This window comes from Polaromonas sp. P1_F6, from assembly GCF_056405695.1.
The window spans coordinates 340456-364437 of record NZ_JBFUBQ010000002.1 but is presented as its reverse complement, the minus strand read 5'-3'; the positions used below and the strand labels follow the sequence as shown (position 1 = coordinate 364437).

The following is a 23982-nucleotide window of genomic DNA, read 5'->3' as shown; positions in this document are numbered from 1 at the left end:
CCATGAAAAACCCTTTTGTTTCTTTTGCCCTCGCAGCAGGCCTTCTGATGGCCGGATATGCATTTGCCCAGACGGCGCCCAAAGACGACCAGCTCTACAAGGCCTTCGGTGAAAAAGCCGGCCTGGTGGCGCTGATGGACGACTTCATGGTTCGCCTGCTGGCCGACCCGCGCACCGGGCCGCATTTCAAGCCGTCGAACCAGCAGCGCGTGAAAGAGCAGCTGGTCGACCAGCTCTGCGCCCTGAGCGGCGGCCCCTGCATTTACAAGGGCGCGGACATGAAAAGCGCGCACGCCAACCTGGACATCAAGAAGTCGGACTTCCACGCCCTGGTGGAGGTGCTGCAGCAAAGCATGGATGCCAGGGACATTCCTTTTCGCAAACAGAATGAAATGCTGGCACTGCTGGCTCCCATGAACCGCGACATCATCACGCCCACCGAGACGGCAGCCAAACCATGAAACAAATAATCCAGCTCACAGCGATCGCCGCGCTCTTCGCTTTCGGCGCAGGGGCTCATGCGGCCAGCCTCACGGTGTCGGTGCTCGACAAAGACGGCAAACCGGTGCCGGATGCCGTGGTCGTGGTGGCACCCGCCAACAAAAGCGCCCAGCCCAGAACGCCGCCGGCTGCGCAGGCCACCATTCACCAGGAAAAGATGCAGTTCGTTCCCGCAGTGACGGTGGTTCCCGTGGGGGCAAAAATTCAATTTGTGAACAACGACCCCTGGGACCACCACGTGCGCAGCTCACCTGCCGGCATGGGCCAGTTCAACGCGACGAATGCCGGCTTCGAGCTGCGGCTGGAAGGCAAGCCCGACGGAAAACCGGGCAAGTCCAGTGAAGTGACGCTGGACAGGGYCGGCGTTGTCGGGGCCACCTTGCTGGGCTGTTTTATCCACGGCTCGATGCGCGGCTATATCTACGCCAGTGAATCCCCCTGGGCAACCAAAACCAGTCCGGAAGGCATTGCGAGCTTTGAGGACCTGCCTGAGGGCGCCGCGCAGCTGAAAGTCTGGCACCCCGACCAGCTGGTGGACATTGCGCCGCAGCAGGTCACGGTGAGCGCCTCCCCGGCCAAAAGCGTTATGCAGCTTACCGTGGTGCCGCGGCGGCGCAGGTCTTGAACGGCCGGCCCCGAGGTTGTTAGCGCCGGCTGTCGTCCTTCTGGGAATCAGGCTCCAGCGGCGACAGGTCGGACGAATAGACCCGGTCGCCGATATGCAGCGCCCGCCCCTTCTCCCAGGCGGCTTCAAAGGCCGCGAGTTCTTCCGCCGTGGCTCGCTCCCGGCGTTGTACCGGTGGCGGTGGGCTGGCCGCATCCGGGCTCGCGGGCAAGGAGACGGGCCGGCTGGGCGCGAAGGCCTGAATCTGCTCATTGATCTGCCAGTACACGCCGCTGACCAGCAGGTTGTAACGCGCAGCGGCATTTTTGGCGATAGCCGCACCCACCTCGACCAGCCGGGCGGGCCCACCTTCCCGGTTGTCCAGGAAGTCGGTGGAAAGGTCCACCAGCACCATGTACTGGTGGCCTCGCTTGTCGTTACGCACCACGCGGAATTTGTAGCTGGCCGACAAAATTCCGTGGGCCTGCATCGTGACCTTGATGGCCTCGAACAGCATCTCGCGCCGAAACGCCATGCGCTCGTCAAGATTCATCTTGACCGGACCCGTCTCAGGCCCCGTGGCATCGTGCTTGGGACTCTTGCTGGCGCTGAAAAGGTTCTTGAGCACGGACATGTCAGGCCTCGCTTCCTCTGGCTTTGTGGGTCAGGCTTTTTGGGCGGTGAAAAACACGTAGTCGGCGGTATAGCCTTCCTTGACGCGTTTGCCCGCATCGGCCGGTGTGGTGCAGCCTTTGGCCGGCGCATTGCCGCCCTCGGTGTTCAGGCGCTGCACGCTGGTAACGGTGGCCATCTTGCCGGGCATGCCGGCAGATTTGGCCGTCAGCAGCAGCAGCGGGATGTCGGCGGGACGCTCGCCGTCGGCGCGCGCTTTGACCGTGCCCACGGTTTTGCTGCCGTCCAGCGCGGTCCAGTTCGGGCCGGCGCCATGCGTGCCGACTTTTTCGTCTTTCTGGTTGAAGAGGTCTGCCTCTGGCGCAACAAACACCCAGGCCCAGCCCTTGTCGCCGGAGCGGCACTCATAAATCTGCGAGCCCACCGCATGCCAGGTGAAGGCCGCGCGTTCGCCGTCGGCCGGCTTGAGCGCGGCGGGCACCGGCTTGACATCCATTGGTGCGGCCGGGCCACCGGCGCAGGCGCTTAGCAGCAGTCCAGTACACAACGCGGCAGCGGCAAGGCCTGCGTGAAGCCTGGGTTGGGTGGCGGTTGCTATCGGTGTCATGGCGATCTCCTGAGAGGAGTCCTGCAAATATTGACAGGTCTCCGGGTTAAAAGAAAGTAAAAAAGTCCCAACAACCACATGGCGGAAGGGGGCGTGGGCCGGCGCGGCGCCCGGCCTACCAGGGACAAACGACAGCAAGCGTCGATTGGATGCAGCTTTTTCTGAAAAAAATGCCATGCCCGGGGAAGATTTGCCGCTTGGGCGTAACTCCCTATACTCAGCCGCATGAAACTGGCCCCCGACACGGACACCCGTAGCCTGCAGGCGCTGATCGCCGGCGCAGGGCAAGGCGACCACGCCTGCTTTGCGCAGGTCTATGAACGCACCCACACGCATCTGTTTGGCGTTGCCGTACGTATATTGGGACAAGGACACGCGGCCGAAGATGTGCTGCAAGAGGCTTACGTGAGCATCTGGAAAAACGCTGCCGGCTACCGCAGTGAGGTAGACGGGCAAACCATTCAACCCATGACGTGGCTGATCGCCATCGTCCGCAACAAGGCGCTGGACGCCCTGCGCTCCCGCACGCGCCGCAAGGAAAGCGAGTTGCCCGACTCCGGTGATGTGGATGAGGAAGACACCGAAACCACCGCCACACCCACCCCCAGCGCCATGCAGCTGCTGGAGCAGGCCACAGAGGCCCTGCACATCGAAGGCTGCATGAATGCACTGGAAGGCAGCCACCGCCAAAGCCTGGCGCTGGCGTATTACCAGGGCCTGTCGCATACCGAAGTGGCCGCGCAAATGGGCGCGCCGCTGGGTTCGGTGAAAGCCTGGATACGGCGCGGGCTCGAAAAACTCAAGGGCTGCCTGGCGGCGCAAGGGGTGGTGGCGTCATGAGATATTCCAGCCCCGAATTGCTCGAACACCTCGCATCGGCCTATGTGCTGGGTACGCTGCAAGATGGCGCGCGCCGCCGCTTTGAGCGCCTGCAGCGCGACCGTGCCGATGTGCGCGTGCGCGTCACACAATGGGAAGCCCGGCTGGGTCAACTCGCCATGTCGGTACCGGCGCACAAACCGTCTCCCAGGGTGTGGGCTGYCATCGCAGCACGCACACGACCCGCAGGGCCGCAACGGGCGCCGCAAACAAAACCGTCCTGGCTGGGCTGGCTCAAACCTGCCGGTTTCGGCTTCGGCGGCCTGGCCGCCGGGGTGATCGCGGCCAGCGTTTTCTTTATCGCCATGCCCACCCTGTTCATGTCCAGCGACCAGATCGCGATGCGCTCGGGCGAAAGGCTGCCGCAAAGCTATGTGGGCCTGCTCACCGACGCCCAGGGCAACGGCAAGCTGCTGGCCAGTTCGCTGCGCCACGGCAAGACCATGACGGTCAAGGTCATAGGCCCGATCACACCGCCGGCCACCGGAACACTGGTGCTGTGGGCCGTGCCGGCCAATGGCCCGGCGTTCTCGCTGGGCACCGTGCCCACGAGCGGATCGGCGGTTTCCATGCTGCCCGATACGTCGGAAAAGCTGCTGTCCAAGGTCAGCAAGCTGGTGGTGACACTGGAAACCAGCGCCACACCCGCCAGCCCGAGCGGAACCGTGGTGTTCAGCGGCAATTGCGCCAAGCTGTGGTGAGCGTGGCGGCATCCGGGGCCTCAATCCGGGTAGGTACCGTAAAAAGGAGAACCAGCATGAACGCCAGCCTCAATTTGTTTCTATCCCTCGGTGTGGTCACCGCCACCCTCCTCGGGTGTGCAACACCACCGCCAACCACAGCAACGTCTGCGATCAAGCCCACGGAGCTACGGCTGGAGTGCGCAGTAGCGAAAGCAGATGTCCCGAACGCCGATTACATCGGCCCCTATGCGGGCGTTGAAAACATCGTCCCCGTGAAACTGATGGCTCAGGACACCTACTGCTCTGACGCCCTGAAGGCCATGCATTTTCCGCGGGGCTTTGTCTCCATCTATGGCAGCTCCCGTATCCGCGAGAAAAATGCCGCCTGCGACGCGCGCGGTGAGAACTGCAACGACACCATCAGGGCGGCAAACGATGCCATCTACGCAGACATCCGGAATTTTGCTCACGCATGGACCACGCGTTATGGCAAGCAGTATCCGATAATGACGGGTGCGGGCCCGGGCCTGATGGAAGCCGGCAACCGCGGCGCAAAAGAGGCGGGAGGCCCCAGCGTCGGGTACACCACCTACTACGACCGCTCGACGGCCAACGACACGCTGAAACCCTATGGTGGTGACCCCAAGCAGGCCTTGAATGCCTATGTGACCCATGGCCTGATTTTTTCCAGCGTCTCCATCCGCGAGCTGGCGATGATCAAGCACTCGGCCGCCATCGTGATTGCACCAGGAGGGACCGGCACCGAATGGGAAATATTCCAGATCATCGAGATCATCAAAAGCAGGCAGCTGACCAGGGTTCCGGTGTATCTCGTGGGCAATCGCCAAATTCACTGGCAAAGCCTGGACGCGCGCCTGACCGACATGATGGCGCGCAAGACCATCAACAAGGATGAAGTGCCATTTTTGAAGTATGTGGAAACGAGTGCAGAGCTGGTCAAACAACTCAGTGCAGACATGCGGTTGAACTGAGTTATTCAGGCACTCACTCAATGCGACGCATCCGATGAACCTTGTTCGTGGCCTTTTGGACCGGATCATCCTGATTGGCGGGGCGCGCTGCGGGGGAAGACGCCGAGTTTCATGGTGCGCCGCACAGTGACTGGTTTTCTGGTGGTCATGGTGCTCGCTTACCTGGGCATCTGCGCGGCGCTGTTTGCGTTTCAACGCTCGCTGATCTATTTCCCGCAGCCGAGGTCGTGGGGCAGTCCGGCCACGACGCTCCACCTCCAGACACCCGACGCCACGCTCGTGGTCACCGCCCGGCAAACGGCCGGACCCAAGGCCATCATTTACTTCGGCGGCAATGCCGAAGACGTTTCGCCGAATTTGCCGTCTTTCTCGGAAGCATTTCCAGGCCATGCCCTCTACCTGCTTCACTACCGCGGTTACGGCGGAAGTACTGGAAATCCCACCGAGGCGGCGCTTCAAAGCGACGCCCTGGCCTTGTTCGACCATGTGAGCCGGACACATTCGGACGTCACCGTGGTTGGCAGGAGTCTGGGCTCAGGCGTTGCGATCCGGGTGGCCAGCCAACGGCCGGCGTCGCGCCTGATTCTGGTGACGCCCTACAACAGCATCCAGGAACTGGCAGCGCAGCGCTTTCCCTGGTTTCCCATCCCCTGGCTTCTTGTCGACAAGTTCGAGTCCTGGAAGTACGCGGCCAAAGTCACCGTGCCCACGCTGCTGATTTCGGCCGAATACGATGAAGTCATTCCGAAAGCCAGCACCGACCAGTTGCATGCGCACTTCAAGAATGGCACAGCAGTACTGAAGATGCTGCCCGGAACCTCCCACAACACGGTCTCGCAGCATCCGCAGTACCTTTCGCTGTTTCAGTCGATGCTGTGAGCATTCAACACCTCTTTGCAAAACAAGCCGGGATGGACCACGCCGCATTCACCACTCAGGGCTTCGCACTTGTTCCGCAGGTGCTGACTGCCGCCCAGTGTGAATCGGCCGCTTCGCGCCTTGCCGGGATTTCCGCCAACTCGGCGGGAACACGTTGCCTGCTATCGGAGGCCTGGTGCCAGGCGCTCGCAGCAAGAGTGCGCCGGCACGTGTCAATGGCCCCCCTGGTTCCGGCCGGTTTTGCGGCTGTGCAATGCACCTACTTCGAGAAGTCGGCGTCGCGCAACTGGCTGGTTCCGGTGCACCAGGACCTGAGCATTCCCGTGGCAGATCACGTAGAGCACGCAAGCCTGAGTGGCTGGTCCAGGAAGGAAGGCATTCTTTATGTCCAGCCGCCCGTCGAGCTGCTGGAGCAGTTGGTGGCGGTGCGTTTGCACATCGATGCCTGCGGCCCGGGGGACGGTCCACTGCGGGTGGTTCCGGGGTCACACCTGTACGGCCGCATGCAGGCGAAGGACGCTGCAGCAGCCCGCCAGGCCCAAGCCGGGTTCACCTGCACGGCCGGGCAAGGCAGCGCGATGGCCATGCGCCCGCTGCTGCTGCATGCTTCGTCCAGATCCACCAGCGGCAACATGCGCAGGGTGCTGCATTTTTTGTTCGGCCCGCGAGTATTGCCTTTCGGCCTCCGGTGGCAGCGCGCAATATGAATTGCGCCGGACAGGCAAGCAGCCCGCCTTCCATTTCACAAGGAAAACGATGAGTGTCTTGAAGATTGCAGCCTTTTCTGACGGAAACACCGGCGGCAACCCCGCCGGCGTGATGATCGCCGGCCAATTTCCGGATGACCGTGAGATGCAGCGGATCGCTGCGGAGCTTGGCTTCTCGGAAACGGTTTTTGCCGTTGCAAGCGGCGCCGGCTGGCGGGTGCGCTATTTCTCGCCGGAATCCGAAGTACCCTTCTGCGGCCATGCAACGATAGCCCTGGGCGCAGCACTGGCCCTTCAGCATGGCGATGGCGTGTTTGCGCTGACCCTGAACCAGGCCAGCATCACGGTTGAAGGCCGGCGCAACGGGGAGACGATCACCGCCGCGCTGCAATCGCCGCCCACGCGCAGCCAGGCTGCCCCACAGCCGCTGGTGCTGGCCACCCTGGCGCTGTTCGGCTACACACCGGATGACCTGGACCCGCGCATTGCCCCCGCGCTCGCCCACGGCGGCGCAGACCATCTGGTACTGGTTCTGAAGAGCCGCGACAAACTGGCGGCCATGCAATATGACCTGGACACGGGCCGCGAACTGATGAACAAGGCGGGGCTGGTGACCATCCTGCTGGCCCATGCGCAAACTCCCCGGTTTTTTCACACCCGGAATCCGTTTGCTTCGGGCGGCGTGTATGAAGACCCGGCCACAGGTGCAGCCACAGCCGCTTTTGCAGGCTACCTGCGCGACCTGAAGTGGCCGCACGGCGGCGCCATCGATATCGTGCAGGGTGAAGACATGGGCATGCGCTCGTGCCTGCGCGCGGAAATTCCACCCGCTCCCGGGGCCTCGATCAAGGTGTCAGGGACAGCGCGGGTCATGCACGACTGAGTTTGCCGTGCCCGCGAGAAACATCTCGCCTGGCACCAGAAGGCTCTTTGGTTTGGCGATTGATACAACCTTGCGCAAAGATTTGACCAAGAATGAAGCATTTTTTTCTTGCCTCCGTCACGGCCTTGCTGGTTTCGATGCCGGCAGCCGGATGGGCAACAACGCCGGCAGCCCCTGCGCCCGTCTTTCCGGCGAAGGCGTGGGAACCCATTTCCCCCACTTCACTAAGCCCCGCGTGTCATGAGCGCCTGGATGCTGCACGCGACTACTTGCGAACCCTTGATTCCACCGCAGTTCTGGCAGTGCAGGACGGCCGGGTGTTGTTCAGCTATGGCCCCGTCGATACCGTCAGCATCGTGTTTTCGGCTCGCAAAAGTGTGCTGGCGATGCTGTATGGGAAATATGTCGCAGATGGCACGATCGATCTGGAGAAAACACTGGCCGACCTCGACATTGACGACCTGGGTGGTCTATTGCCTCTGGAGCGCCAGGCAAAGTTGCGCCACCTTCTGACAGCGCGCTCTGGCGTCTATCACCCGGCGGCCAACACAGGCGATGACCTGGCATCGGCGCCACCGCGCGGCTCACAAGTGCCCGGCACTTATTTTCTGTACAACAACTGGGATTTCAACGCTGCGGGCACAGTCTTCGAGGCGCTGACAAATCGCAGCATCTACCGCACATTCGCGGACGATCTTGCGACGCCGCTGCAGCTTGAAGACTTCGACCTCGCTCGTCACCAGCGCACCGGGGACCTTACAAAGTCCCGGCACGCCGCCTATCATTTTTTCTTGTCAACCAGAGACATGGCGCGACTGGGCTACTTGATGCTCCAACACGGCAATTGGCGCGGCCAGCAACTCATTCCCCCAGAATGGGCCACTCGAATCACCACACCCGTCACCGCGGCCGCGCAAATGCATCCGGCGCGCACGGCCAGCCGTCACTTTGGCTACAGCTACCTTTGGTGGACGCTGGAAGAGCCGGCCGATTCGCCACTAAGTGGCGCTTACATGGCCTGGGGCGTCCATGGGCAATACATCCTCGTGGTACCAAAGCACCGCATGGTCATCGCTCACAAGCGTCAAGTCCCTGTATCCGGCGACTGGAACGTGAGCTGGGTCAAACCGGGCGACTTTTTGACCGCGGTAAAAATGCTGACTTCAGCGCCCTGCCAGTGATCCCGCGGCTGCCCAGCTTTCCCCATCAGATGAGAAATCAGCGAGCCTGCCATCGATCAAGCGCAGCTGCCGTTGTGTTTACAAATAAATTACAACTCGCCCTGCATCCGTTTTCCCTGTCACACCGTTTGTATAAGGTGYTGGTTTGCAGCGCGTTTCAATCAACTGATATCTCAAGGAGCCCGACATGAACACTTTTTCCATCCGCAACTTGGTCGCATTGCCCGTCATCGCCCTGGCCCTGGCCGGTGCAGCCATGGCTGCCGACATCGAAACCACACCAGCCAAAAACGCCCAGGTCGACGACTTCGCGGCGGGTAAAAAAGCCATCAGCGCCAAGAACTGGTCGGAGGCCGTGAGCAGCTTTAACAAGGTGGTGGCCAAGGACCCGAAAAATGCCGACGCCTACAACTACCTCGGCTATTCCAACCGCTGGATGGGCAAGTACGACGATGCCTTTGCCGCCTATGGCAAGGCGCTGGCGCTGGACCCCAAGCACAAGGGTGCGCTGGAATACTCGGGCATTGCCTACCTGAAGACCAACCAGAAAGCCCAGGCCGAYGCGCAGCTGGCCAAGCTGCAGGCAATTTGCGCCACCTGTGAGGAAACCCGCGACCTGGCCAAGGCCGTGGCCGAGTACAAGCCGGCCGCCAAGTAAGCCGCCCTTGAACCGCCACCATTGCGGCGCGGTATGCGCTGCAATGGTCTCCTGTTGCCACTCACCTCCCGGCGCACAAAGAGCGGGTCTCTGAGTGCGCGACCTCTGATGATCCGAAAGAAAACAATGACTGACGCTGATCGCATCAAATACCTGCGCATTGCCCTGGTGCTGATAGGGGTGACGTTCACTTTCGGCTTGTGGCCGCTCACCATCATCTGGCCTTCAGGCTGGTCGTGGCATGCGGAAGGTCGTTCGTACTACCTGGAGATGATCCTCGCCCTTTACGCAACGCTGGGGATCTTCCTCATGCTTGCCGCCCGTAACCCTCTCTTGCACCGCAGCCTCATCTGGTTTACCGTCTGGTCCAGCATTGCACACGGCGGGGTGATGGCAGTGCAGTCGTTTCAGGGCCACCACAACATGGGGCACCTCTGGGGTGATGTCCTGGCGCTGTTCGCGGTGGCGGCTGTGCTGGCATTGCTGACTCCCCGCGAAGCTTAAGCCGAAAGAAATCCCATGCCCAAGCTAACACGCCCTGCCTTCCGGATGCTGCCAACTGCTCTGTTTTTCATAGCTGCTTGCGCACTACCTATATGGTCTGCAGCCGGAAACATTTCCATTCAAGTGCTCGACAAGGAAGGCAAGCCGGCGCCGGACGCCGTAGTCGTCGTGGTGCCTTCCGCCAAAACCGGGGCGCCCCAAAGCCCTTTGCCCGCCCAAGTGACGATCCACCAGGAAAAGATGCGTTTTGTGCCGGCCGTCAGCGTGGTGGCGCTGGGCGCCAAGGCCCAGTTCGTCAACAATGATCCGTGGGAACACCATGTGCGCGGCTCGGCCGCCGGCGCGGCGCAGTTCAACGCAACGCCGGGCGAGGGGTTCGAGCTCCGGCTCGACGGCAAGCCCGAAGGCAAACCCGCCAAAACCGCTGATGCCACTTTCAACAAGGCCGGCGCCGTGCTGCTGGGCTGCCACATTCACGGCTCCATGCGCGGCCATGTCTATGTGAGCGAATCGCCCTGGGCCGTGCTGACAGGCGCCGACGGCGTAGCGCAGGTCGAGCAGTTGCCCGAAGGCGCTGCGCAGATCAAGGTCTGGCATGCCGACCAGCTGATCGATATCCCGCCTCAGAACTACACCGTGACCGCCTCGCCCGGCAAGCTCACGCTGCAGCTGAGCGTGGTGCCGCGCCGCCGCCGGATTTAGCCGGCCGTATCCAGAAATCTTTCGACGCTTTTTTGGCGTCTTTCAGGCCTTTCGGGTCATTGACAGAACCTTTCACGAAACTTACATTGAAGCTTCCGCACGGAGGCTTTATGTCTGATCCCTCTGACCCGTCCAAGGCATCACTACCTGCCCGGTCGCCGTACTGGCATCCCATCACGCTGGCGCAGTTGCAGCGCGTCAAGGACTGGCGCGAGGCGCAGCGAGCGGCGCACCCGCTTGAATGCCAGCTCTGGGAGATAGTGCTGACGGCGTGGGTGATGGGCTGGATGGGCTGGCTGCCGGCCTTTACCTTTGAGGCGGCCTGGGCCTACCCGCTGTGCGTGCTGGGCACACTGGCGCCGCGGCTGTATGTCTATGTACGGGCACGGGCGCACATTGCGCGGCGTCTCAGGTGTGACTGGCTGGACCTGGTCGCCTGACTTAGAGTGTGGGCATGAACGCCTCCTCCCCACCTGCCCTCACCTGCTTCACCCTCAACACCACCGGCCACGTCGCCCACCTGGTGCTGAACCGCCCCGAGGCGATGAACACCATGCACCCGACCTTCTGGCGCGAGCTGGATGCGGCGCTCACGCACATCCACAAGGCTGGCGAGGCGCGCGTGCTGGTGATCTCCAGCACCGGCAAGCACTTCAGCGCCGGCATGGCACTGGAAACCTTTGGCAGCGACATCGCCATGGACGACCAGAGCCCCGAGGGCCGCGCCGCCATCGTTGACATGCTGGGCGACATGCAGGCCACCTTCACCAAGCTCGAAACCCTGCGCATTCCGGTGATCGCCGCCATCCAGGGCGGCTGCATAGGCGGAGCGGTCGACATGGTGACGGCCTGCTGCCTGCGCTACGCCACGGCCGACGCATTCTTCTGCATCCAGGAAATCAACATCGGCATGGTGGCCGACGTGGGCACCTTGCAGCGCCTGCCCAAACTGGTGCCGCTGGCGGTCGTCAAGGAACTGGCTTACACCGGGCGACGAATGCCGGCTGCCAAAGCGCTGGGCTACGGCCTCGTCAATGAAGTGTTTGACTCAGCCGAGGCGATGCTGGCGGCCGCCATGCAATGCGCCGGCGAGATTGCCACCAAGCCGCCGGTGGCCATCTGGGGCACCAAGCAGGCGATTCACTACACACGTGACCATTCGGTGGACGACGCGCTCAAGCAGATGGGCTGGCTGCAGGGCGCGATCTGGAGCAACGCGCATGTCCGTGAGGCGGTTACCGCCATGAAGGAAAAACGCGCGGCGAGCTTTCCCGGGCTTTCACCGATCAAGAATTTCAATGAATTCGGCCTCTAGCCTATACAGAACTTGCGCAAGCAGCTATTAATTTAATAGCAAACTGCATTGGCAGTTATTGGCGGGCTGTACGAATGGCAGGCGGCAGCGCCTGCGGATGGCTGGTGCGAAACGGATTGATGTCCAGCCCGCCGCGGCGCGTATAGCGCGCATACACCGAGAGCTTCATGGGTTTGCAGCGCGTCCAGATGTCCATGAAGATGCGCTCCACGCATTGTTCATGGAACTCGTTGTGGTTGCGAAAGCTCACCAGGTATTGCAGCAGGCCTTCCTGGTTGATCTGCGGGCCGGCATAGCGAATCTGTACGCTGCCCCAGTCGGGCTGGCCGGTGACCAGGCAATTGCTTTTGAGCAGATTGCTGGTCAGCGTCTCTTCAACCGGCGGTTCGTCGAACTCGGCAAACAACAGTTCGGGCGTGGGCGTGAAATGAATGCACTCCACGTCGAGCCGGTCCAGGTTCAGGCCGTCGAGTTCATGCACGGGTTCGCGGTCAAAAAGCTCGGGGCCCAGCGTCTTGATGCCCACACCCATGCCGACAGCACCGTTCAGGTCGGCGCGAATGCGTTCCCGCACATCGCGCGCATCGGCAAAACGCGTGCTGTTGAAGCTGTTGAGGTAGAGCTTGAAGGACTTGCTTTCGACGATGTTGGGTGACTCGCAAGGCACGGTGATGTGGGCCAGCGCCACCTGCGGCTTGCCGCGCATATTGAGCCAGCTCAGCTCAAACGCCGTCCACATGTCTGCGCCGAAAAACGGCGGCGTTCCGGTGACGCCGATCTCGGCACGCTTGCCTTCGCGCGGAATCGGGAACAGCAGCGAAGCGTCGTATTGGTCGATATAGGCCGACGATTTGCCGAGCTGGGATTGTTCAGGGGTGTTCATGCACCCATTTTCGCCGCTAACCGCTGCCAGGCTGAAAGCCCCCGTACAAAGCCCCAAGCGATGGAGCTGTATCAGCTTGCCACTTTGAAGTGAGGAACCAACAGCGCCAGCAAGCGCTCGACAACACCCGGCGGCAAATCGTGGCCCATGCCTTCGATGCTTTCAAAACGGGCACCGGGAATGCGCCTGGCCGTGTCCTGCCCGCAGGCCATGGGCACCAGCCGGTCTGCCTGGCCGTGCACCACCAGCGTCGGCGCCGTCACCCTGGCAAGTGCCGAGGCGCGCGCACCGTCAGCGGCAACGGCCACCATCTGGCGAAGAACGCCCTGCGGATGAAAGCTGCGCTGCGCCGCCGCAGCGACTTTTTCGCGTATCTCGGCATCGTCCATGGGAAAGCCCGGGCTGCCGATGGCCTTGAGCAGCTTCACCGTATGGTCAATGGCGGCCTGCACACCCCTGCCGGCAGGCCGACTGAGCAGCACACGGGCCACCGCCGGACTGGCTTCCGGCAGGCCGCGCGCGCCGCTGGAGCTCATGATGCTGGTCAGGCTGATCACCCGAGAAGGCGCCAGCACCGCAACGCGCTGCGCGATCATGCCGCCCATACTCACACCCACCACATGTGCCTTGCCGATTTGCAGCGCATCCAGCACGCCCACGGTGTCGGCGGCCATGTCTTCAATGCTGTAGGGCGGCCGGATACGCCAGCCCATACGGAACTTGAGCCCCTCCCACAAAAGGCTAGGCGAGCCAAGGTGGTCAAAGTGCTGCGAAAGCCCGATATCGCGGTTGTCAAAGCGCACCACACGAAAGCCCGCGTCAGCGATCGCCTGCACCATGGCCGGCGGCCAGGCAATCAGCTGCATGCCCAGCCCCATGATGAGCAACACCACAGGCCGTCCGGTAGCGTCGCCTGGGTGGGTGTCTTCAATCTCGATATCGATGTTGTTGGCGCGTATTTTCATAACTGATTATGGTCTGCACTCCCCGAATCGCGTCAATCACCTCGTCCCCCATGCGTCACGCAGGCTCACCCGCAAGCAGGGGCCGCGGAACTGGCTTTGCCAGGCCGCTGGCACCGCCCCCTTAAGGGGGAACGGGCTACACGAAGTGAGCCTGGACGGGGGTGAAACTATTTCTCCGCGGAACTGGCTTCGCCAGGCCGCAGGCGCCGTCTCCTGCAAGGGGAGAGGAGGCTACACGAAGTGAGCCTCAACAGGGGTGAGAAAATTTTCGCCCCCTTGAGGGGGGAACGGGCTACACACAGTGAGCCTGGACGGGGGTGTTACACGAATTCTCTTTCTCGTAGCCATTTGGTGGCAATCCATTTCTCGCCGGCGGTGACCGGCTCGCCGCCATGCAGCGTGAGGCTGGAAGGAAGTGCATGCGGGTAACTGAAGAACACCGCATTGCCGCGCCGCGGCGCCACCCGCACCTCGATATCCGGGAACACCGTGGCGCCGCCTTCCTCGGGCTCATGCAGGTACATGATGAGCGTCGCCACGCGCTGGCCGCCACGCTGCAGTATGGCGGGCGTGCCGGGTTCGGTCGGGTCAAAGTAGTCGTAGTGCGGCTTGTATTCGGTGCCGGGCCCGTAGTGAAGCACCTGCAGCCCTTCGCCGTTTTCCTGCGGCCAGCCGAAGATTCTGGCAATACGTGCCTCCACCTGGCGCACCACGGCGTTTTCAGCGCGCCTGAAAAACATGCCCTCGCTGGTACGGTCAGGGTTGAGTTCTTCGCCGCCGGTCTTGGTATCTACCGTCAGCGAACGCACCAGACGCGGGCGGGCGGCCTCCATCAGCGCCTCGCATTCACTCGGGCCCAGCAGGTTGCCCAGCACGATGACATTGGGCACCTGGGCGAAAAAAAGTATTTCCACCCATTTGTCGCCGGCATCGACCATGTTGTTGGTGACCGGCAAAGCCAGCGCAGGCACAACCACTGCGGCGAGATCTTCGGGCGTCAGGCGCACCGCCCGCGTGGCAGCGTCGCGGTTCCAGCCAGCTGCCAGCATGGCGTTAAAAATCTCGTCCCTGGAATGGCCGAGGTTTGCCTGCGCCGTCATCCACGCCAGCACTTCCGGCGTGAGCTGCTGGTCGGTGCGGGCGGGCGTGCTCATGCGGGGCTGGGCTGCTCAGGCGGCCTGTTTGCGGCGGAACACCAGCCGGTCGGGTTCGGACACTTTGGGATCAAAGCGGTAGCCTTCGACGTCAAAGCTCTCGAGCTTCTTGACGGTAGACAGCTTCTTTTCAATCGCATGGCGCACCATGAGACCACGGGCGCGCTTGGCAAAAAAACTGATGACCTTGTACTTGCCGGCCTTGTATTCCTCAAACACGCAGCTCACCACGCGCGCCTTGAGCGCCTTGCGGTCCACGGCCTTGAAGTATTCCTCGCTGGCAAGGTTGACGATGACCGGTGTGGTGTGGGCGGCCGCGCGCTCGTTCAGATAGGCGGAGATTTGCGAACCCCAGAACTGGTAGAGATTTTTGCCTTGGGGCGTGGCCAGCGGCGTGCCCATTTCAAGCCGGTAGGGCTGCATGCGGTCCAGCGGGCGCAGCACGCCGTAAAGGCCGCTCAGGATACAGACATGGTCCTGCGCCCAGGCCAGTTGTGCGTCACCTAGCGTTTTTGCATCGAGGCCGCCATACACATCGCCGTCAAACGCCAGCGCGGCCTGTTTGGAATTCTTCGCGGTGAATTTCGGCGACCAGGCCTGGTAGCGCGCGACATTCAGGCCTGCGAGCGAATCTGACAGCTTCATCAGTTCGCTGATCTGCTGCGGGGTTCGGGTTCTGAGCACGTCAATCAACTGGGCCGACTGGCGGGTGAAGAGGGGTTGGGTGTGGGTCGCGACGTGCGGCGGCGTGTCGTAGTCCAGGGATTTGGCCGGCGAGATGAGAAACAGCATGCTTTGAGTCGTAGGGGTAAGGCAAGTAAGGCGAAACCCCCACTTTACGACAGGAGGGTGGCGCCACAGCCATGAGCCTTCAACTACTGCAGATCGCTGGCCAAAGAGGCGAGCGTTTCCGCTGCAATCGTTGTATGCGCCGGGTAATGCGTGTGGTCGCAGCCCAGTTTCACGCTTGCGCCTGCCTTGACGGCCGCGCACATGGCCGGGTTCAGCTCAAAGCGCACAAAGTGCACAGCCGAGGTCTTCTCGTCATTTTCGCGGTCCATGTCCTCGTCAGCAATCGCGTACACGCGCGCATGGCCTTCGACCTCGACGAACATGCGGTCTTCCACACCGATGAGGCGGGCCAGTTCGCGCTTGCGCTCGTTTACGTCGGGGTACTCGAGCATCAGCGTGCCCTTCCAGTTACTGCCGTCGGGCATCAGTGGGGCATAGGCTTCGATCTCCTGCTCAATCCCCTCGTCCTCGAAGATTTTCTCGACGCGCAGCATCTCCTGGATCTGGTAGCGGATGCTGGTTTCGCTTTCAAACTGCAGGTTGATGTGCTCACCCAGGCGCACGCTGCGCAGCTTGCGGTGGGCGATGATGGCCGGCTTGTTCTCCTTGCGGTATTTGCTGTAGGCCTCCAGCGTCATGAGGGATTCGCGGGTGATCTTTCCGGTGGTCTTCATGGTGTGATCTCATTTCAGGCCGTAGGCCGTGCGTATCAGCGTGAGCGGGTGCTTTTGCGGCGGCGCACCCAGGCTGTTCACATCAAAGCCCTGGGCGATGTGGTGGCCACCCAGCGGGCAGTCGCTGCTGATGACGTCAGGCAGGCCGCCGTCTTTGTGGTTGGCCATGGCTTTGAAGAGCGGTTTGCCGATCTTCATGGCCTGCTGGTGGTACGGCACTTTGACGCCGAAGGTGCCGGCATGGCCCGAGCAGCGCTCATGCGTGTGCACACTGGTACCCGGCACCATCTTGAGCATTTCCTCGGTTTTCTTGCCGATGTTCTGCACCCGGCCATGGCAGGGGATCTGGTAGCTGATCTTGCCCAGCGGCGTGCTGAACTCCGTCTTGAGCAGGCCGTCGCGCTTGCGGGCCATCAGGTATTCAAACGGATCCCACATATTCTCCTTGACGAGCTGCACGTCGGCGTCGGCGGGGTACATCAGCGGCAGCTCCTGCTTGAACATCAGCGTACAGCTGGGTACGGCGCTCAGGATGGCGTAGCCCTCTTTGGCGTACTTCACCAGCACCGGGATGTTGGCCTCCTTGCTGGTGTTCACCGAGGCCAGATCGCCCAGCTCCAGCTTGGGCATGCCACAGCATTTCTCTTTTTCGACCAGCACGTAGGGCACTTCGTTGTGGTCCAGCACTTTGAGCAGGTCGTGGCCTATACCGGGCTCGTTGTAGTTGATGTAGCAGGTGGAATAAATCACGACCTTGCCGGGCGTCTTGGCGCCGTCTTTCACCGCGTGGGGCGGCGACTCGAGTGCGCCGGAGCGGAATTTTTTCGTGGCCAGGTCGGGCAGCCAGGCGTTTTTGTCGACGCCCAGCACTTTTTCCATCACGGCGCGGGCCGGTTTGGTTTTGTTAACCGCGTTGGCCACCTGGACCACGATGGGAATGCCGGCGAACTGGCCGTGCACGTCAGTGGAGGACAAAAACTTTTCACCGGCACCCACTTCGCCCTTCTTGAACTTGATGGCTTTGGCGCGCAGCATGGTGTGGGGAAAGTCGAGGTTGAACTCGTGCGGCGGCACATAGGGGCACTTGGTCATGTAGCAGAGGTCGCACATGTAGCACTGGTCGACCACTTTCATGTAGTCCTTCTTGTCCACACCATCAACCTCGCCGGTCTTGCTTTCGTCGACCAGGTCAAACAGCGTGGGGAAGGCGCCGCAGAGGCTGACGCAGCGGCGGCACCCATGGCAGATGTCGAAGATGCGCTCCATCTCGTGGAGGGCCGCGTCCTCGTTGTAGAAGTCCGGGTTTTTCCAGTCGATCGCGTGGCGCGTGGGCGCCTGGAGGTTGCCTTCTGTGGCCATTCTTGCCTCTTCTTTTGAATCTCAGGTGGGGTTTGAGAAAAGACTCTCGTGCGGAATCTTTTCCAAAACCCGCCACGCCTTGCGGCGTAGCGAGGGACACGCTTGTCCAGTCAATCGACCAGTTCGGCCAGCGCTTTGCTGTAGCGGTTGGCGTGTGAGCGTTCCGCCTTGGCCAGGGTTTCAAACCAGTCGGCCACTTCATCATGGCCTTCGTCGCGTGCAGTTTTGGCCATGCCGGGGTACATGTCGGTGTACTCGTGGGTTTCGCCGGCCACAGCGGACTTGAGGTTGTCGCGCGTGGCGCCAAACGGCAGTCCGGTCGCGGGGTCGCCGCACTGTTCCAGCCATTCGAGGTGGCCGTGGGCGTGGCCGGTTTCACCTTCCGCAGTGGAGCGAAACAGTGCCGCGACATCGGGCTGGCCTTCAACGTCGGCCTTGTTCGCGAAATACAGGTAGCGGCGGTTGGCCTGTGATTCGCCGGCAAATGCGGCTTTCAGGTTCTCTTCCGTCCTGGAGCCTTTTAGAGCAGCCATGGAAATCTCCTTCGTGGGTTGATGAACGAACAAATCGTCAATGCTTCAAACCCACGCCCGACTTCTGGCGCAGGACCGAAGACTAAGGCCTGTTAAAGCTATTTATGCAAGATGCGTTGCGAGTCAAAAAGGCTTTGAGCAAGGCGCAAAACGCAGGCGGGGTACGCCCCGTCACCCCACTCGCATTTGCATAAATAGCTTCAACAGGCCGTAAACACCATAGACCTGTTGGAGGGATTCGTCTAATTGCCGGAATCAATGCATGACATTGATAAAAACTATCAAATTAATAATATCAATAAATTTAACAAATTAAATAAGAGGCAACCATAGGAAGGGGCAACCATAGCCAGCGACGTGCGGCAGCAAATCATCGTTTGAATTACGTTATGGTAAATTTATTACGGATAGGTAAACAATACGGTCAGAGCCACCCACCGCACCGGGTCTCCCGGAAAAGTGCAGCCGGCGTCCCGCAGTTGCTATTTTTTTGATAGCTGCTCGCGCTCGTCCAGTATGGCTAAAACGCTTGAAACACGTAAAAACCGCAGGAACAATCCATGCCGGAGACAAGCACAAAAGGCAGCGCCGCTGCGGCCACACTGGCGGCCGCGTTTACCAACGGCTATGAATTTGCCCAAGGCACGGGCTACACCCTGCCCGAATACCCGTTCGTGGAACCGCCCGAGCTGCAAACAGGCGCGGCCAAACGGCACGGTGTCGTCATCGTGGGTGGCGGCATCACCGGTCTGACGCTGGCCTGTGCGCTGGCGCAGTACGGCATCAAGGCCTTGCTGCTGGACGAAGACAACACCGTGGGCGTGAAGGGCGCGTCATCGCGCGGCATTTGTTATGCCCAGAAAACCCTGGAAATCTTCAAGCGACTGGGCACTTACGAGCGCATCGCCGCCAAAGGCGTGCAATGGAGCGTGGGCCGCACCTTTGCGGGCGCCGACGAGGTGTATTCATTTGACCTGCGCCAGCAGCAAACGCATTCACTGAGCCGGCAACCGCCCTTTATCAATATCCAGCAGTTTTATGTCGAGGGATTCCTGGTGGAGCAGCTCTACCGACCCGAGCCTGAGGACCGCCTCATTGATCTCCGCTGGAGCCACCGCGTCACGGCCTTCGAACAGAACGACGACTTCGCGACGCTGCAGCTTGAAACGCCCGCCGGTTCGTATTCCCTGGAGGCCGACCATGTCATCGACTGCAGCGGATCGCGCAGCCCGTTTCGCGCCTGGTGCGGCGCGGCAGTCACAGCGCAAAAAGGCGACGACCGCTGGTGCATTGCCGACGTGCGCTTTAAAAACCCGCCACCGGTGGAGCGCCACACCTGGATCGAAGCGCCTTTTAACGAAGGGCGCGCCGTATGGCAGCACCTGATGGCCGACGGCGTCTGGCGCATCGACTACCAGATGCCGCCGCACGCCAACCCCGAAGAAGTCAGCCGCGAAGAGGTGGTGCGCGCACGCCTGAAGGCGCAGTTCAAAAGCCAGGCCGGTCAGGCGCTGGACGATGCCGACTACGAGATCGTCTGGGTCGGCCCCTATGCCTACCGCAGCGAATGCCTCGACAACCTGCGCCATGGCCGCGTGTTCTTTGCCGGTGACGCAGCCCATGTGATGAGCCCCTTCGGCGCACGCGGCGGCAACTCGGGCGTGCAGGACGCCGACAACCTGGCGTGGAAGCTGGCCGCTGTGCTGCAAGGCCGCGCCGCACCCGCATTGCTCGACAGCTATCACCATGAAAGGCATGAGGCGGCGAAGCACAACGTGCTGGTAACCAACCGCACCGCGCGCTTTTTGCGGCCGGCCGACGGCGCGGAGCGGCTGTTTCGCACGGCGGCATTGGGGCTGGCGCGTGAACACCTGTTTGCCCGGCAGCTGGTGAACACCGGGCGCATGTCGACGCCCAATCACTACACGCGGTCCGGCGTCTGCGGGCCTGCGGGCGGGCGGGCCACGCAGAACGCGGGCTTCTCCTGGGCCGATGGCAGCTCAGGCGAGCTGCTGGACTTGTTGACGTGGGCTCATGGGCGCCTGCTGCTGCTGGTGTTTGGCGATGTATCCGGCGCCGGGCTGGCGCGGCTGGCGGCGCTTTCCAGGGAAGCGGACGTGCGCTGCGTGCAAGTGCTGGGGCCCGGCGAGAAAGCCGCCGCAAGGGAGCATGTGATCGACCGCGAAGGCCATCTGCAGGCGACCTGCCATGTTTTTGGCCATGCCTGGGCGCTGCTGCGGCCCGACGGACACGTCGCCGCAACGGGTGAAAGTACGGATGCCTCGGTGGTCCACGCCATCGCAAGCGCCATGGGTGCGGGCGCCGGCCACGAAACAAGGGATGCATCATGAAGCCAGACACCCCCCTGATCACCCGCCTGCATTTTCAGGACGCCGATGCGTTTTACGAATGCCTGCTGGACGCCCACCAGGGCCTCTCCCGGGAGGAATCCGAGCTGCTCAACGCCCGGCTGATCCTGCTGATGGCCAACCAGCTGGGCGACACCGCGGTACTGCGGGCTTGCGTGGCCGCGGCCCGCCAGGCCTGAGCGCTACAAGGCCAACGGCCGGCAAGCGCAACGGCCAGCCCCAGTCGAATAAAATCAGCGGAGTTTCACCCAACCCAAGGCGGCATCCCTTCGATGCCGTTTTTCATTGCCCCATGACCAACGCTGCCGCCCCCACCCTTGCCGATACCGCCAACACAGCCCCTGAGGCCGTGAAAGTCGCCACACCGGGGCTGGACGGCCTGGCCAAGTCCTTCGAGCCGGCCGCCATTGAAAGCCGCTGGGGCCCCGAATGGGAGCAAAGCGGCCAGTACGAGCCCACGCTGGACGCTGCCAAGCCTTCTTTTTCCATCCAGCTGCCACCGCCCAACGTGACGGGCACGCTGCACATGGGCCATGCCTTCAACCAGACCATCATGGATTCGCTCACGCGTTACCACCGCATGCGCGGCCACAACACGCTGTGGGTGCCCGGCACCGACCACGCCGGCATCGCCACGCAGATCGTGGTGGAACGCAAGCTGCAGGCTGAAGGCCAAAGCCGCCACGACCTGGGCCGCAAAAATTTCGTCGCGAAAGTGTGGGAGTGGAAGGAAGAGTCCGGCACCACCATTACGCGCCAGATGCGCCGCATGGGCGACTCGGTGGCCTGGAAGCACGAGTACTTCACCATGGATCCGAAGATGTCGACGGTGGTGACCTCGACCTTTGTGCAGCTTTACAAGCAAGGCCTGATCTACCGCGGCAAGCGCCTGGTGAACTGGGACCCGATCCTCAAGTCCGCCGTGTCCGACCTGGAAGTCGAAAACGAAGAGCGCGACAGTTTCATGTGGCACATCGAGTACCCCTTCAGCGACGGCCCGCAGAAAGCCGCTGACGGCTCGCCGCTGCGCGGCATGCACATAGCCACCACACGGCCCGAAACCATGCTGGCCGACGGCGCGCTGGCTGTGCACCCGGACGACGAACGCTACAAACACCTGGTCGGCAAGATGGTCGACCTGCCGCTGTGCGACCGTAAGATTCCGGTGATCACCGATGACTATGTCGACCCCGAATTTGGCAGCGGCGTGGTGAAGATCACCGGCGCGCACGACTTCAACGACTACCAGGTCGCCCTGCGCCACAACCTGCCGCTGATCACCATCTTCACGCTGGACGCGAAGATCAACGAGAACGGCCCGGCGCAATACCAGGGCCTGGACCGCTATGACTGCCGCAAGGCCGTGCTGAAAGACCTGGAAGCCCAAGGCTTCCTCGAAAAAGCCGTGCCGCACAAAAACATGGTGCCGGTGTGCGCGCGCACCGGCGCAGTGGTCGAACCCATGCTGACCGACCAGTGGTTTGTGGCGCTCAGCAAGGTGAGTGAACAGGACCCGACCGGAAAATCCATTTCGCAAAAGGCGCGCGATGCGGTGGCCAGCGGCGACGTGAAGTTCGTGCCTGAGCAATGGGTCAACACCTACAACCAGTGGATGAACAACATCCAGGACTGGTGCATCTCGCGCCAGCTCTGGTGGGGCCACCAGATCCCGGCCTGGTACGACGAAGACGGCAAGGTTTACGTCGCTGAAAACGAGGCAGCAGCACAGGCCCAGGCGCCCGGTAAAAAACTCACGCGCGATGAAGATGTACTCGACACCTGGTACTCATCGGCGCTAGTTCCTTTTTCTTCATTGGGCTGGCCTGAGAAGACGAAAGAGCTCGATCTCTTTCTGCCATCAAGCGTGCTGGTCACCGGCTACGACATCATCTTCTTCTGGGTCGCCCGGATGATCATGATGACCACGCACTTCACCGGTCAGGTGCCGTTCAAACACGTGTACATCCACGGCCTGGTGAAAGACGCGCAGGGCAAGAAGATGAGCAAGTCCGAAGGCAATGTGCTGGACCCGGTCGATTTGATCGACGGCATCGAGCTCGCGCCCCTGCTCGAAAAACGCTCGCAAGGCCTGCGCAAGCCCGAGACGGCGCCGCAGGTGCGCAAGAACACCGAAAAGGAATTCCCCGCCGGCATTCCGGGCTACGGCGCCGATGCGCTGCGTTTTACCTTCGCCTCGCTTGCCAGCCTGGGACGCAGCATCAACTTCGACAGCAAACGCTGCGAGGGTTATCGCAACTTCTGCAACAAGCTCTGGAACGCAACGCGCTTCACGCTGATGAACTGCGAAGGCCAGGACTGCGGGCTGGAAGAGCACACCAAAGAGCAATGCGCGCCCGGCGGAGAGTTCCACAACTACCTGAGCTTCTCGCAGGCCGACCGCTGGATTTCATCGACCATGCAGCGCGTGGAAGCCGACGTGGCCAAAGGCTTTGCCGACTACCGCCTCGACAACGTTGCCGGCAGCATCTACCAGTTTGTCTGGGACGAGTTCTGCGACTGGTACCTCGAGATCGCCAAGGTGCAGATACAGACCGGCACCGATGCGCAAAAGCGCGCCACACGCCGCACACTGATCCGCACACTCGAAGCCATCCTGCGCCTGGCGCATCCGGTGATTCCGTTCATCACGGAAGAGCTGTGGCAGACAGTGGCTCCCGTCGCCGGCAAAACGGGCAAGTTCATCGGCGTCGCGCCTTATCCGCAAAGCCAGCCCGAGAAAATTGACGTGGTAGCGGAAGCGCATGTCACCAAACTCAAGACGCTCGTGGATGCCTGCCGCAACCTGCGCGGCGAAATGAAGGTGTCTCCGGCTACCCGCATGCCGCTTTATGTGCTGGGCGACACCGCCTTCATGCAGGGCGTCGCCCCGGTACTCAAGGCACTGGCCAAGCTGAGCGAAGTGAAAGTGTTCGACGACGAAGCCAGTTGGGCCGCTGCGGCGCAGTCTGCACCTGTGGCCATCGTCGGCGAAGCGCGCCTGTGCCTTTATATGGAAGTCGATCTGGCGGCGGAAAAGGTTCGCCTGCAAAAGGAAGAAACCCGCCTGGCAGGAGAAATCACCAAGTCCGAAACCAAGCTCGCCAATGAAGCCTTTGTCAACAAGGTGCCCCCGGCCGTGCTGGAGCAGGAACGCAAACGCCTGGCCGATAACCAGGCGGCCCTGGCCAAGATTCGCGAGCAACTGGCACGCCTGAAATAAGCGCCAGGCCACCGCCAGAAAAAAGCCCCGCAATGCGGGGCTTTCTTTATTGATCGGGATGCGAAGCGAGCCCTGGTAAGACCCGCGGGCTGCGTATACGCCAAGACCAGTCAACTGCAACGGTCAAAGATAGATGCCTCTTCACCAGCAGGGGCCGCGGGACTGGCTTTGCCAGACCGCAGGCGCAGCGCCCCCTCGGGGGGCAGAGAGCTACGCGAAGCGAGCGAACGTGGGGGCTTTATCTCTCCGCGGAACCGGCTTTGCCAGACCGCAGGCGCAGCGCCCCCTCGGGGGGCAGAGAGCTA

The 23982-nt window shown here is 61.8% G+C and carries 26 protein-coding genes; 17 read left to right on the top strand and 9 right to left on the bottom strand.

The window, feature by feature from the left end; genetic code table 11:
• Window positions 1-2 precede the first annotated feature (2 nt).
• Together AC1DY9_RS07650 and AC1DY9_RS07645 are read left to right on the top strand one after the other, a co-directional pair.
• Complete coding sequence (locus AC1DY9_RS07650) at window positions 3-461, top strand: group I truncated hemoglobin (RefSeq protein ID WP_477666199.1); 459 nt, start codon at window positions 3-5, stop codon at window positions 459-461.
• Window positions 458-1126 (top strand): cupredoxin domain-containing protein, encoded by a 669-nt coding sequence (locus AC1DY9_RS07645; RefSeq protein WP_477666198.1) that lies wholly within the window; start codon window positions 458-460, stop codon window positions 1124-1126. Before AC1DY9_RS07650 ends, AC1DY9_RS07645 begins: the two co-directional genes overlap by 4 nt.
• Window positions 1127-1145: 19 nt before the next feature.
• Here AC1DY9_RS07645 and AC1DY9_RS07640 read toward each other — a convergent pair whose 3' ends face one another.
• Together AC1DY9_RS07640 and AC1DY9_RS07635 are read right to left on the bottom strand one after the other, a co-directional pair.
• The gene (locus AC1DY9_RS07640) at window positions 1146-1739 is read right to left on the bottom strand and encodes a hypothetical protein (RefSeq protein ID WP_457279450.1); all 594 of its coding nucleotides are present in this window, start codon (window positions 1737-1739) and stop codon (window positions 1146-1148) included.
• A gap of 30 nt (window positions 1740-1769) precedes the next feature.
• The gene (locus AC1DY9_RS07635) at window positions 1770-2345 is read right to left on the bottom strand and encodes a DUF3455 domain-containing protein (protein WP_477666197.1); all 576 of its coding nucleotides are present in this window, start codon (window positions 2343-2345) and stop codon (window positions 1770-1772) included.
• A 225-nt stretch (window positions 2346-2570) separates the two neighbouring features.
• Here AC1DY9_RS07635 and AC1DY9_RS07630 point away from each other — a divergent pair, with 225 nt between their 5' ends.
• From AC1DY9_RS07630 to AC1DY9_RS07575, 12 genes are all read left to right on the top strand, one after another.
• The gene (locus tag AC1DY9_RS07630; protein WP_457279452.1) at window positions 2571-3185 is read left to right on the top strand and encodes an RNA polymerase sigma factor; all 615 of its coding nucleotides are present in this window, start codon (window positions 2571-2573) and stop codon (window positions 3183-3185) included.
• On the top strand, window positions 3182-3925 hold the full coding sequence (locus AC1DY9_RS07625; RefSeq protein ID WP_477666196.1) for an anti-sigma factor: 744 nt from the start codon (window positions 3182-3184) through the stop codon (window positions 3923-3925). The genes AC1DY9_RS07630 and AC1DY9_RS07625 overlap by 4 nt, the downstream gene beginning before the upstream one ends.
• Before the next feature lie 56 nt (window positions 3926-3981).
• Window positions 3982-4899, top strand: coding sequence for an LOG family protein (locus AC1DY9_RS07620; protein ID WP_457279454.1), 918 nt, complete (start codon window positions 3982-3984; stop codon window positions 4897-4899).
• 111 nt (window positions 4900-5010) lie between these two features.
• Entirely contained in the window at window positions 5011-5778 is a 768-nt protein-coding gene (locus AC1DY9_RS07615; protein ID WP_477666195.1) for an alpha/beta hydrolase, read from the top strand.
• A 32-nt stretch (window positions 5779-5810) separates the two neighbouring features.
• Window positions 5811-6485: a phytanoyl-CoA dioxygenase family protein gene (locus AC1DY9_RS07610; RefSeq protein WP_477666194.1), complete on the top strand. Its 675-nt coding sequence runs from the start codon at window positions 5811-5813 to the stop codon at window positions 6483-6485.
• A 49-nt stretch (window positions 6486-6534) separates the two neighbouring features.
• Entirely contained in the window at window positions 6535-7368 is an 834-nt protein-coding gene (locus tag AC1DY9_RS07605) for a PhzF family phenazine biosynthesis protein (protein WP_477666193.1), read from the top strand.
• Window positions 7369-7460: 92 nt separating this feature from the next.
• Window positions 7461-8549, top strand: coding sequence for a serine hydrolase domain-containing protein (locus AC1DY9_RS07600; protein WP_457279458.1), 1089 nt, complete (start codon window positions 7461-7463; stop codon window positions 8547-8549).
• 187 nt (window positions 8550-8736) lie between these two features.
• The gene (locus AC1DY9_RS07595; RefSeq protein WP_457279459.1) at window positions 8737-9207 is read left to right on the top strand and encodes a tetratricopeptide repeat protein; all 471 of its coding nucleotides are present in this window, start codon (window positions 8737-8739) and stop codon (window positions 9205-9207) included.
• A gap of 126 nt (window positions 9208-9333) precedes the next feature.
• Complete coding sequence (locus AC1DY9_RS07590; protein ID WP_457279460.1) at window positions 9334-9711, top strand: DUF6632 domain-containing protein; 378 nt, start codon at window positions 9334-9336, stop codon at window positions 9709-9711.
• Window positions 9712-9834: 123 nt separating this feature from the next.
• Window positions 9835-10413 (top strand): cupredoxin domain-containing protein, encoded by a 579-nt coding sequence (locus tag AC1DY9_RS07585; protein WP_457279461.1) that lies wholly within the window; start codon window positions 9835-9837, stop codon window positions 10411-10413.
• Window positions 10414-10523: 110 nt separating this feature from the next.
• A complete protein-coding gene (locus AC1DY9_RS07580) occupies window positions 10524-10853 on the top strand; it encodes a hypothetical protein (protein WP_457279462.1) in 330 nt (109 codons plus the stop codon).
• Window positions 10854-10867: 14 nt separating this feature from the next.
• Complete coding sequence (locus AC1DY9_RS07575) at window positions 10868-11728, top strand: enoyl-CoA hydratase-related protein (RefSeq protein WP_477666192.1); 861 nt, start codon at window positions 10868-10870, stop codon at window positions 11726-11728.
• A gap of 55 nt (window positions 11729-11783) precedes the next feature.
• Here the strand turns inward: AC1DY9_RS07575 and queF are convergent, their stop codons facing one another.
• From queF to AC1DY9_RS07540, 7 genes are all read right to left on the bottom strand, one after another.
• On the bottom strand, window positions 11784-12611 hold the full coding sequence (queF, locus tag AC1DY9_RS07570; protein ID WP_477666191.1) for an NADPH-dependent 7-cyano-7-deazaguanine reductase QueF: 828 nt from the start codon (window positions 12609-12611) through the stop codon (window positions 11784-11786).
• Between the two features lie 71 nt (window positions 12612-12682).
• Entirely contained in the window at window positions 12683-13576 is an 894-nt protein-coding gene (locus AC1DY9_RS07565; protein WP_477666190.1) for an alpha/beta fold hydrolase, read from the bottom strand.
• 320 nt (window positions 13577-13896) lie between these two features.
• The gene (locus AC1DY9_RS07560; protein WP_477666189.1) at window positions 13897-14730 is read right to left on the bottom strand and encodes a 2OG-Fe(II) oxygenase; all 834 of its coding nucleotides are present in this window, start codon (window positions 14728-14730) and stop codon (window positions 13897-13899) included.
• Between the two features lie 15 nt (window positions 14731-14745).
• On the bottom strand, window positions 14746-15522 hold the full coding sequence (yaaA, locus tag AC1DY9_RS07555; RefSeq protein ID WP_457279467.1) for a peroxide stress protein YaaA: 777 nt from the start codon (window positions 15520-15522) through the stop codon (window positions 14746-14748).
• 83 nt (window positions 15523-15605) lie between these two features.
• Window positions 15606-16196 (bottom strand): DUF3501 family protein, encoded by a 591-nt coding sequence (locus AC1DY9_RS07550; protein WP_457279468.1) that lies wholly within the window; start codon window positions 16194-16196, stop codon window positions 15606-15608.
• A 9-nt stretch (window positions 16197-16205) separates the two neighbouring features.
• Window positions 16206-17555, bottom strand: coding sequence for a (Fe-S)-binding protein (locus AC1DY9_RS07545; RefSeq protein WP_477666188.1), 1350 nt, complete (start codon window positions 17553-17555; stop codon window positions 16206-16208).
• Between the two features lie 110 nt (window positions 17556-17665).
• On the bottom strand, window positions 17666-18088 hold the full coding sequence (locus AC1DY9_RS07540) for a rubrerythrin family protein (RefSeq protein ID WP_007867167.1): 423 nt from the start codon (window positions 18086-18088) through the stop codon (window positions 17666-17668).
• Between the two features lie 560 nt (window positions 18089-18648).
• On the opposite strand from AC1DY9_RS07540, the gene AC1DY9_RS07535 reads away from it, so the two are divergent.
• From AC1DY9_RS07535 to AC1DY9_RS07525, 3 genes are all read left to right on the top strand, one after another.
• Window positions 18649-20439: an FAD-dependent oxidoreductase gene (locus tag AC1DY9_RS07535; protein WP_477666187.1), complete on the top strand. Its 1791-nt coding sequence runs from the start codon at window positions 18649-18651 to the stop codon at window positions 20437-20439.
• A complete protein-coding gene (locus AC1DY9_RS07530; RefSeq protein WP_457279471.1) occupies window positions 20436-20636 on the top strand; it encodes a DUF2783 domain-containing protein in 201 nt (66 codons plus the stop codon). Before AC1DY9_RS07535 ends, AC1DY9_RS07530 begins: the two co-directional genes overlap by 4 nt.
• Before the next feature lie 113 nt (window positions 20637-20749).
• A complete protein-coding gene (locus AC1DY9_RS07525; protein WP_457279472.1) occupies window positions 20750-23677 on the top strand; it encodes a valine--tRNA ligase in 2928 nt (975 codons plus the stop codon).
• The last annotated feature ends 305 nt before the right edge of the window (window positions 23678-23982 follow it).

Coding starts and splice junctions, on each gene's coding strand:
- AC1DY9_RS07605 (WP_477666193.1), top strand. CDS start 6,535: ATGAGTGTCTTGAAGATTGCAGCCTTTTCTGACGGAAACACCGGCGGC.
- AC1DY9_RS07560 (WP_477666189.1), bottom strand. CDS start 14,730: ATGAGCACGCCCGCCCGCACCGACCAGCAGCTCACGCCGGAAGTGCTG.
- AC1DY9_RS07565 (WP_477666190.1), bottom strand. CDS start 13,576: ATGAAAATACGCGCCAACAACATCGATATCGAGATTGAAGACACCCAC.
- AC1DY9_RS07575 (WP_477666192.1), top strand. CDS start 10,868: ATGAACGCCTCCTCCCCACCTGCCCTCACCTGCTTCACCCTCAACACC.
- AC1DY9_RS07635 (WP_477666197.1), bottom strand. CDS start 2,345: ATGACACCGATAGCAACCGCCACCCAACCCAGGCTTCACGCAGGCCTT.
- queF (WP_477666191.1), bottom strand. CDS start 12,611: ATGAACACCCCTGAACAATCCCAGCTCGGCAAATCGTCGGCCTATATC.
- AC1DY9_RS07630 (WP_457279452.1), top strand. CDS start 2,571: ATGAAACTGGCCCCCGACACGGACACCCGTAGCCTGCAGGCGCTGATC.
- AC1DY9_RS07525 (WP_457279472.1), top strand. CDS start 20,750: ATGACCAACGCTGCCGCCCCCACCCTTGCCGATACCGCCAACACAGCC.
- AC1DY9_RS07550 (WP_457279468.1), bottom strand. CDS start 16,196: ATGAAGACCACCGGAAAGATCACCCGCGAATCCCTCATGACGCTGGAG.
- yaaA (WP_457279467.1), bottom strand. CDS start 15,522: ATGCTGTTTCTCATCTCGCCGGCCAAATCCCTGGACTACGACACGCCG.
- AC1DY9_RS07545 (WP_477666188.1), bottom strand. CDS start 17,555: ATGGCCACAGAAGGCAACCTCCAGGCGCCCACGCGCCACGCGATCGAC.
- AC1DY9_RS07650 (WP_477666199.1), top strand. CDS start 3: ATGAAAAACCCTTTTGTTTCTTTTGCCCTCGCAGCAGGCCTTCTGATG.
- AC1DY9_RS07610 (WP_477666194.1), top strand. CDS start 5,811: ATGGACCACGCCGCATTCACCACTCAGGGCTTCGCACTTGTTCCGCAG.
- AC1DY9_RS07590 (WP_457279460.1), top strand. CDS start 9,334: ATGACTGACGCTGATCGCATCAAATACCTGCGCATTGCCCTGGTGCTG.
- AC1DY9_RS07615 (WP_477666195.1), top strand. CDS start 5,011: ATGGTGCGCCGCACAGTGACTGGTTTTCTGGTGGTCATGGTGCTCGCT.
- AC1DY9_RS07600 (WP_457279458.1), top strand. CDS start 7,461: ATGAAGCATTTTTTTCTTGCCTCCGTCACGGCCTTGCTGGTTTCGATG.
- AC1DY9_RS07540 (WP_007867167.1), bottom strand. CDS start 18,088: ATGGCTGCTCTAAAAGGCTCCAGGACGGAAGAGAACCTGAAAGCCGCA.
- AC1DY9_RS07640 (WP_457279450.1), bottom strand. CDS start 1,739: ATGTCCGTGCTCAAGAACCTTTTCAGCGCCAGCAAGAGTCCCAAGCAC.
- AC1DY9_RS07620 (WP_457279454.1), top strand. CDS start 3,982: ATGAACGCCAGCCTCAATTTGTTTCTATCCCTCGGTGTGGTCACCGCC.
- AC1DY9_RS07535 (WP_477666187.1), top strand. CDS start 18,649: ATGCCGGAGACAAGCACAAAAGGCAGCGCCGCTGCGGCCACACTGGCG.
- AC1DY9_RS07530 (WP_457279471.1), top strand. CDS start 20,436: ATGAAGCCAGACACCCCCCTGATCACCCGCCTGCATTTTCAGGACGCC.
- AC1DY9_RS07580 (WP_457279462.1), top strand. CDS start 10,524: ATGTCTGATCCCTCTGACCCGTCCAAGGCATCACTACCTGCCCGGTCG.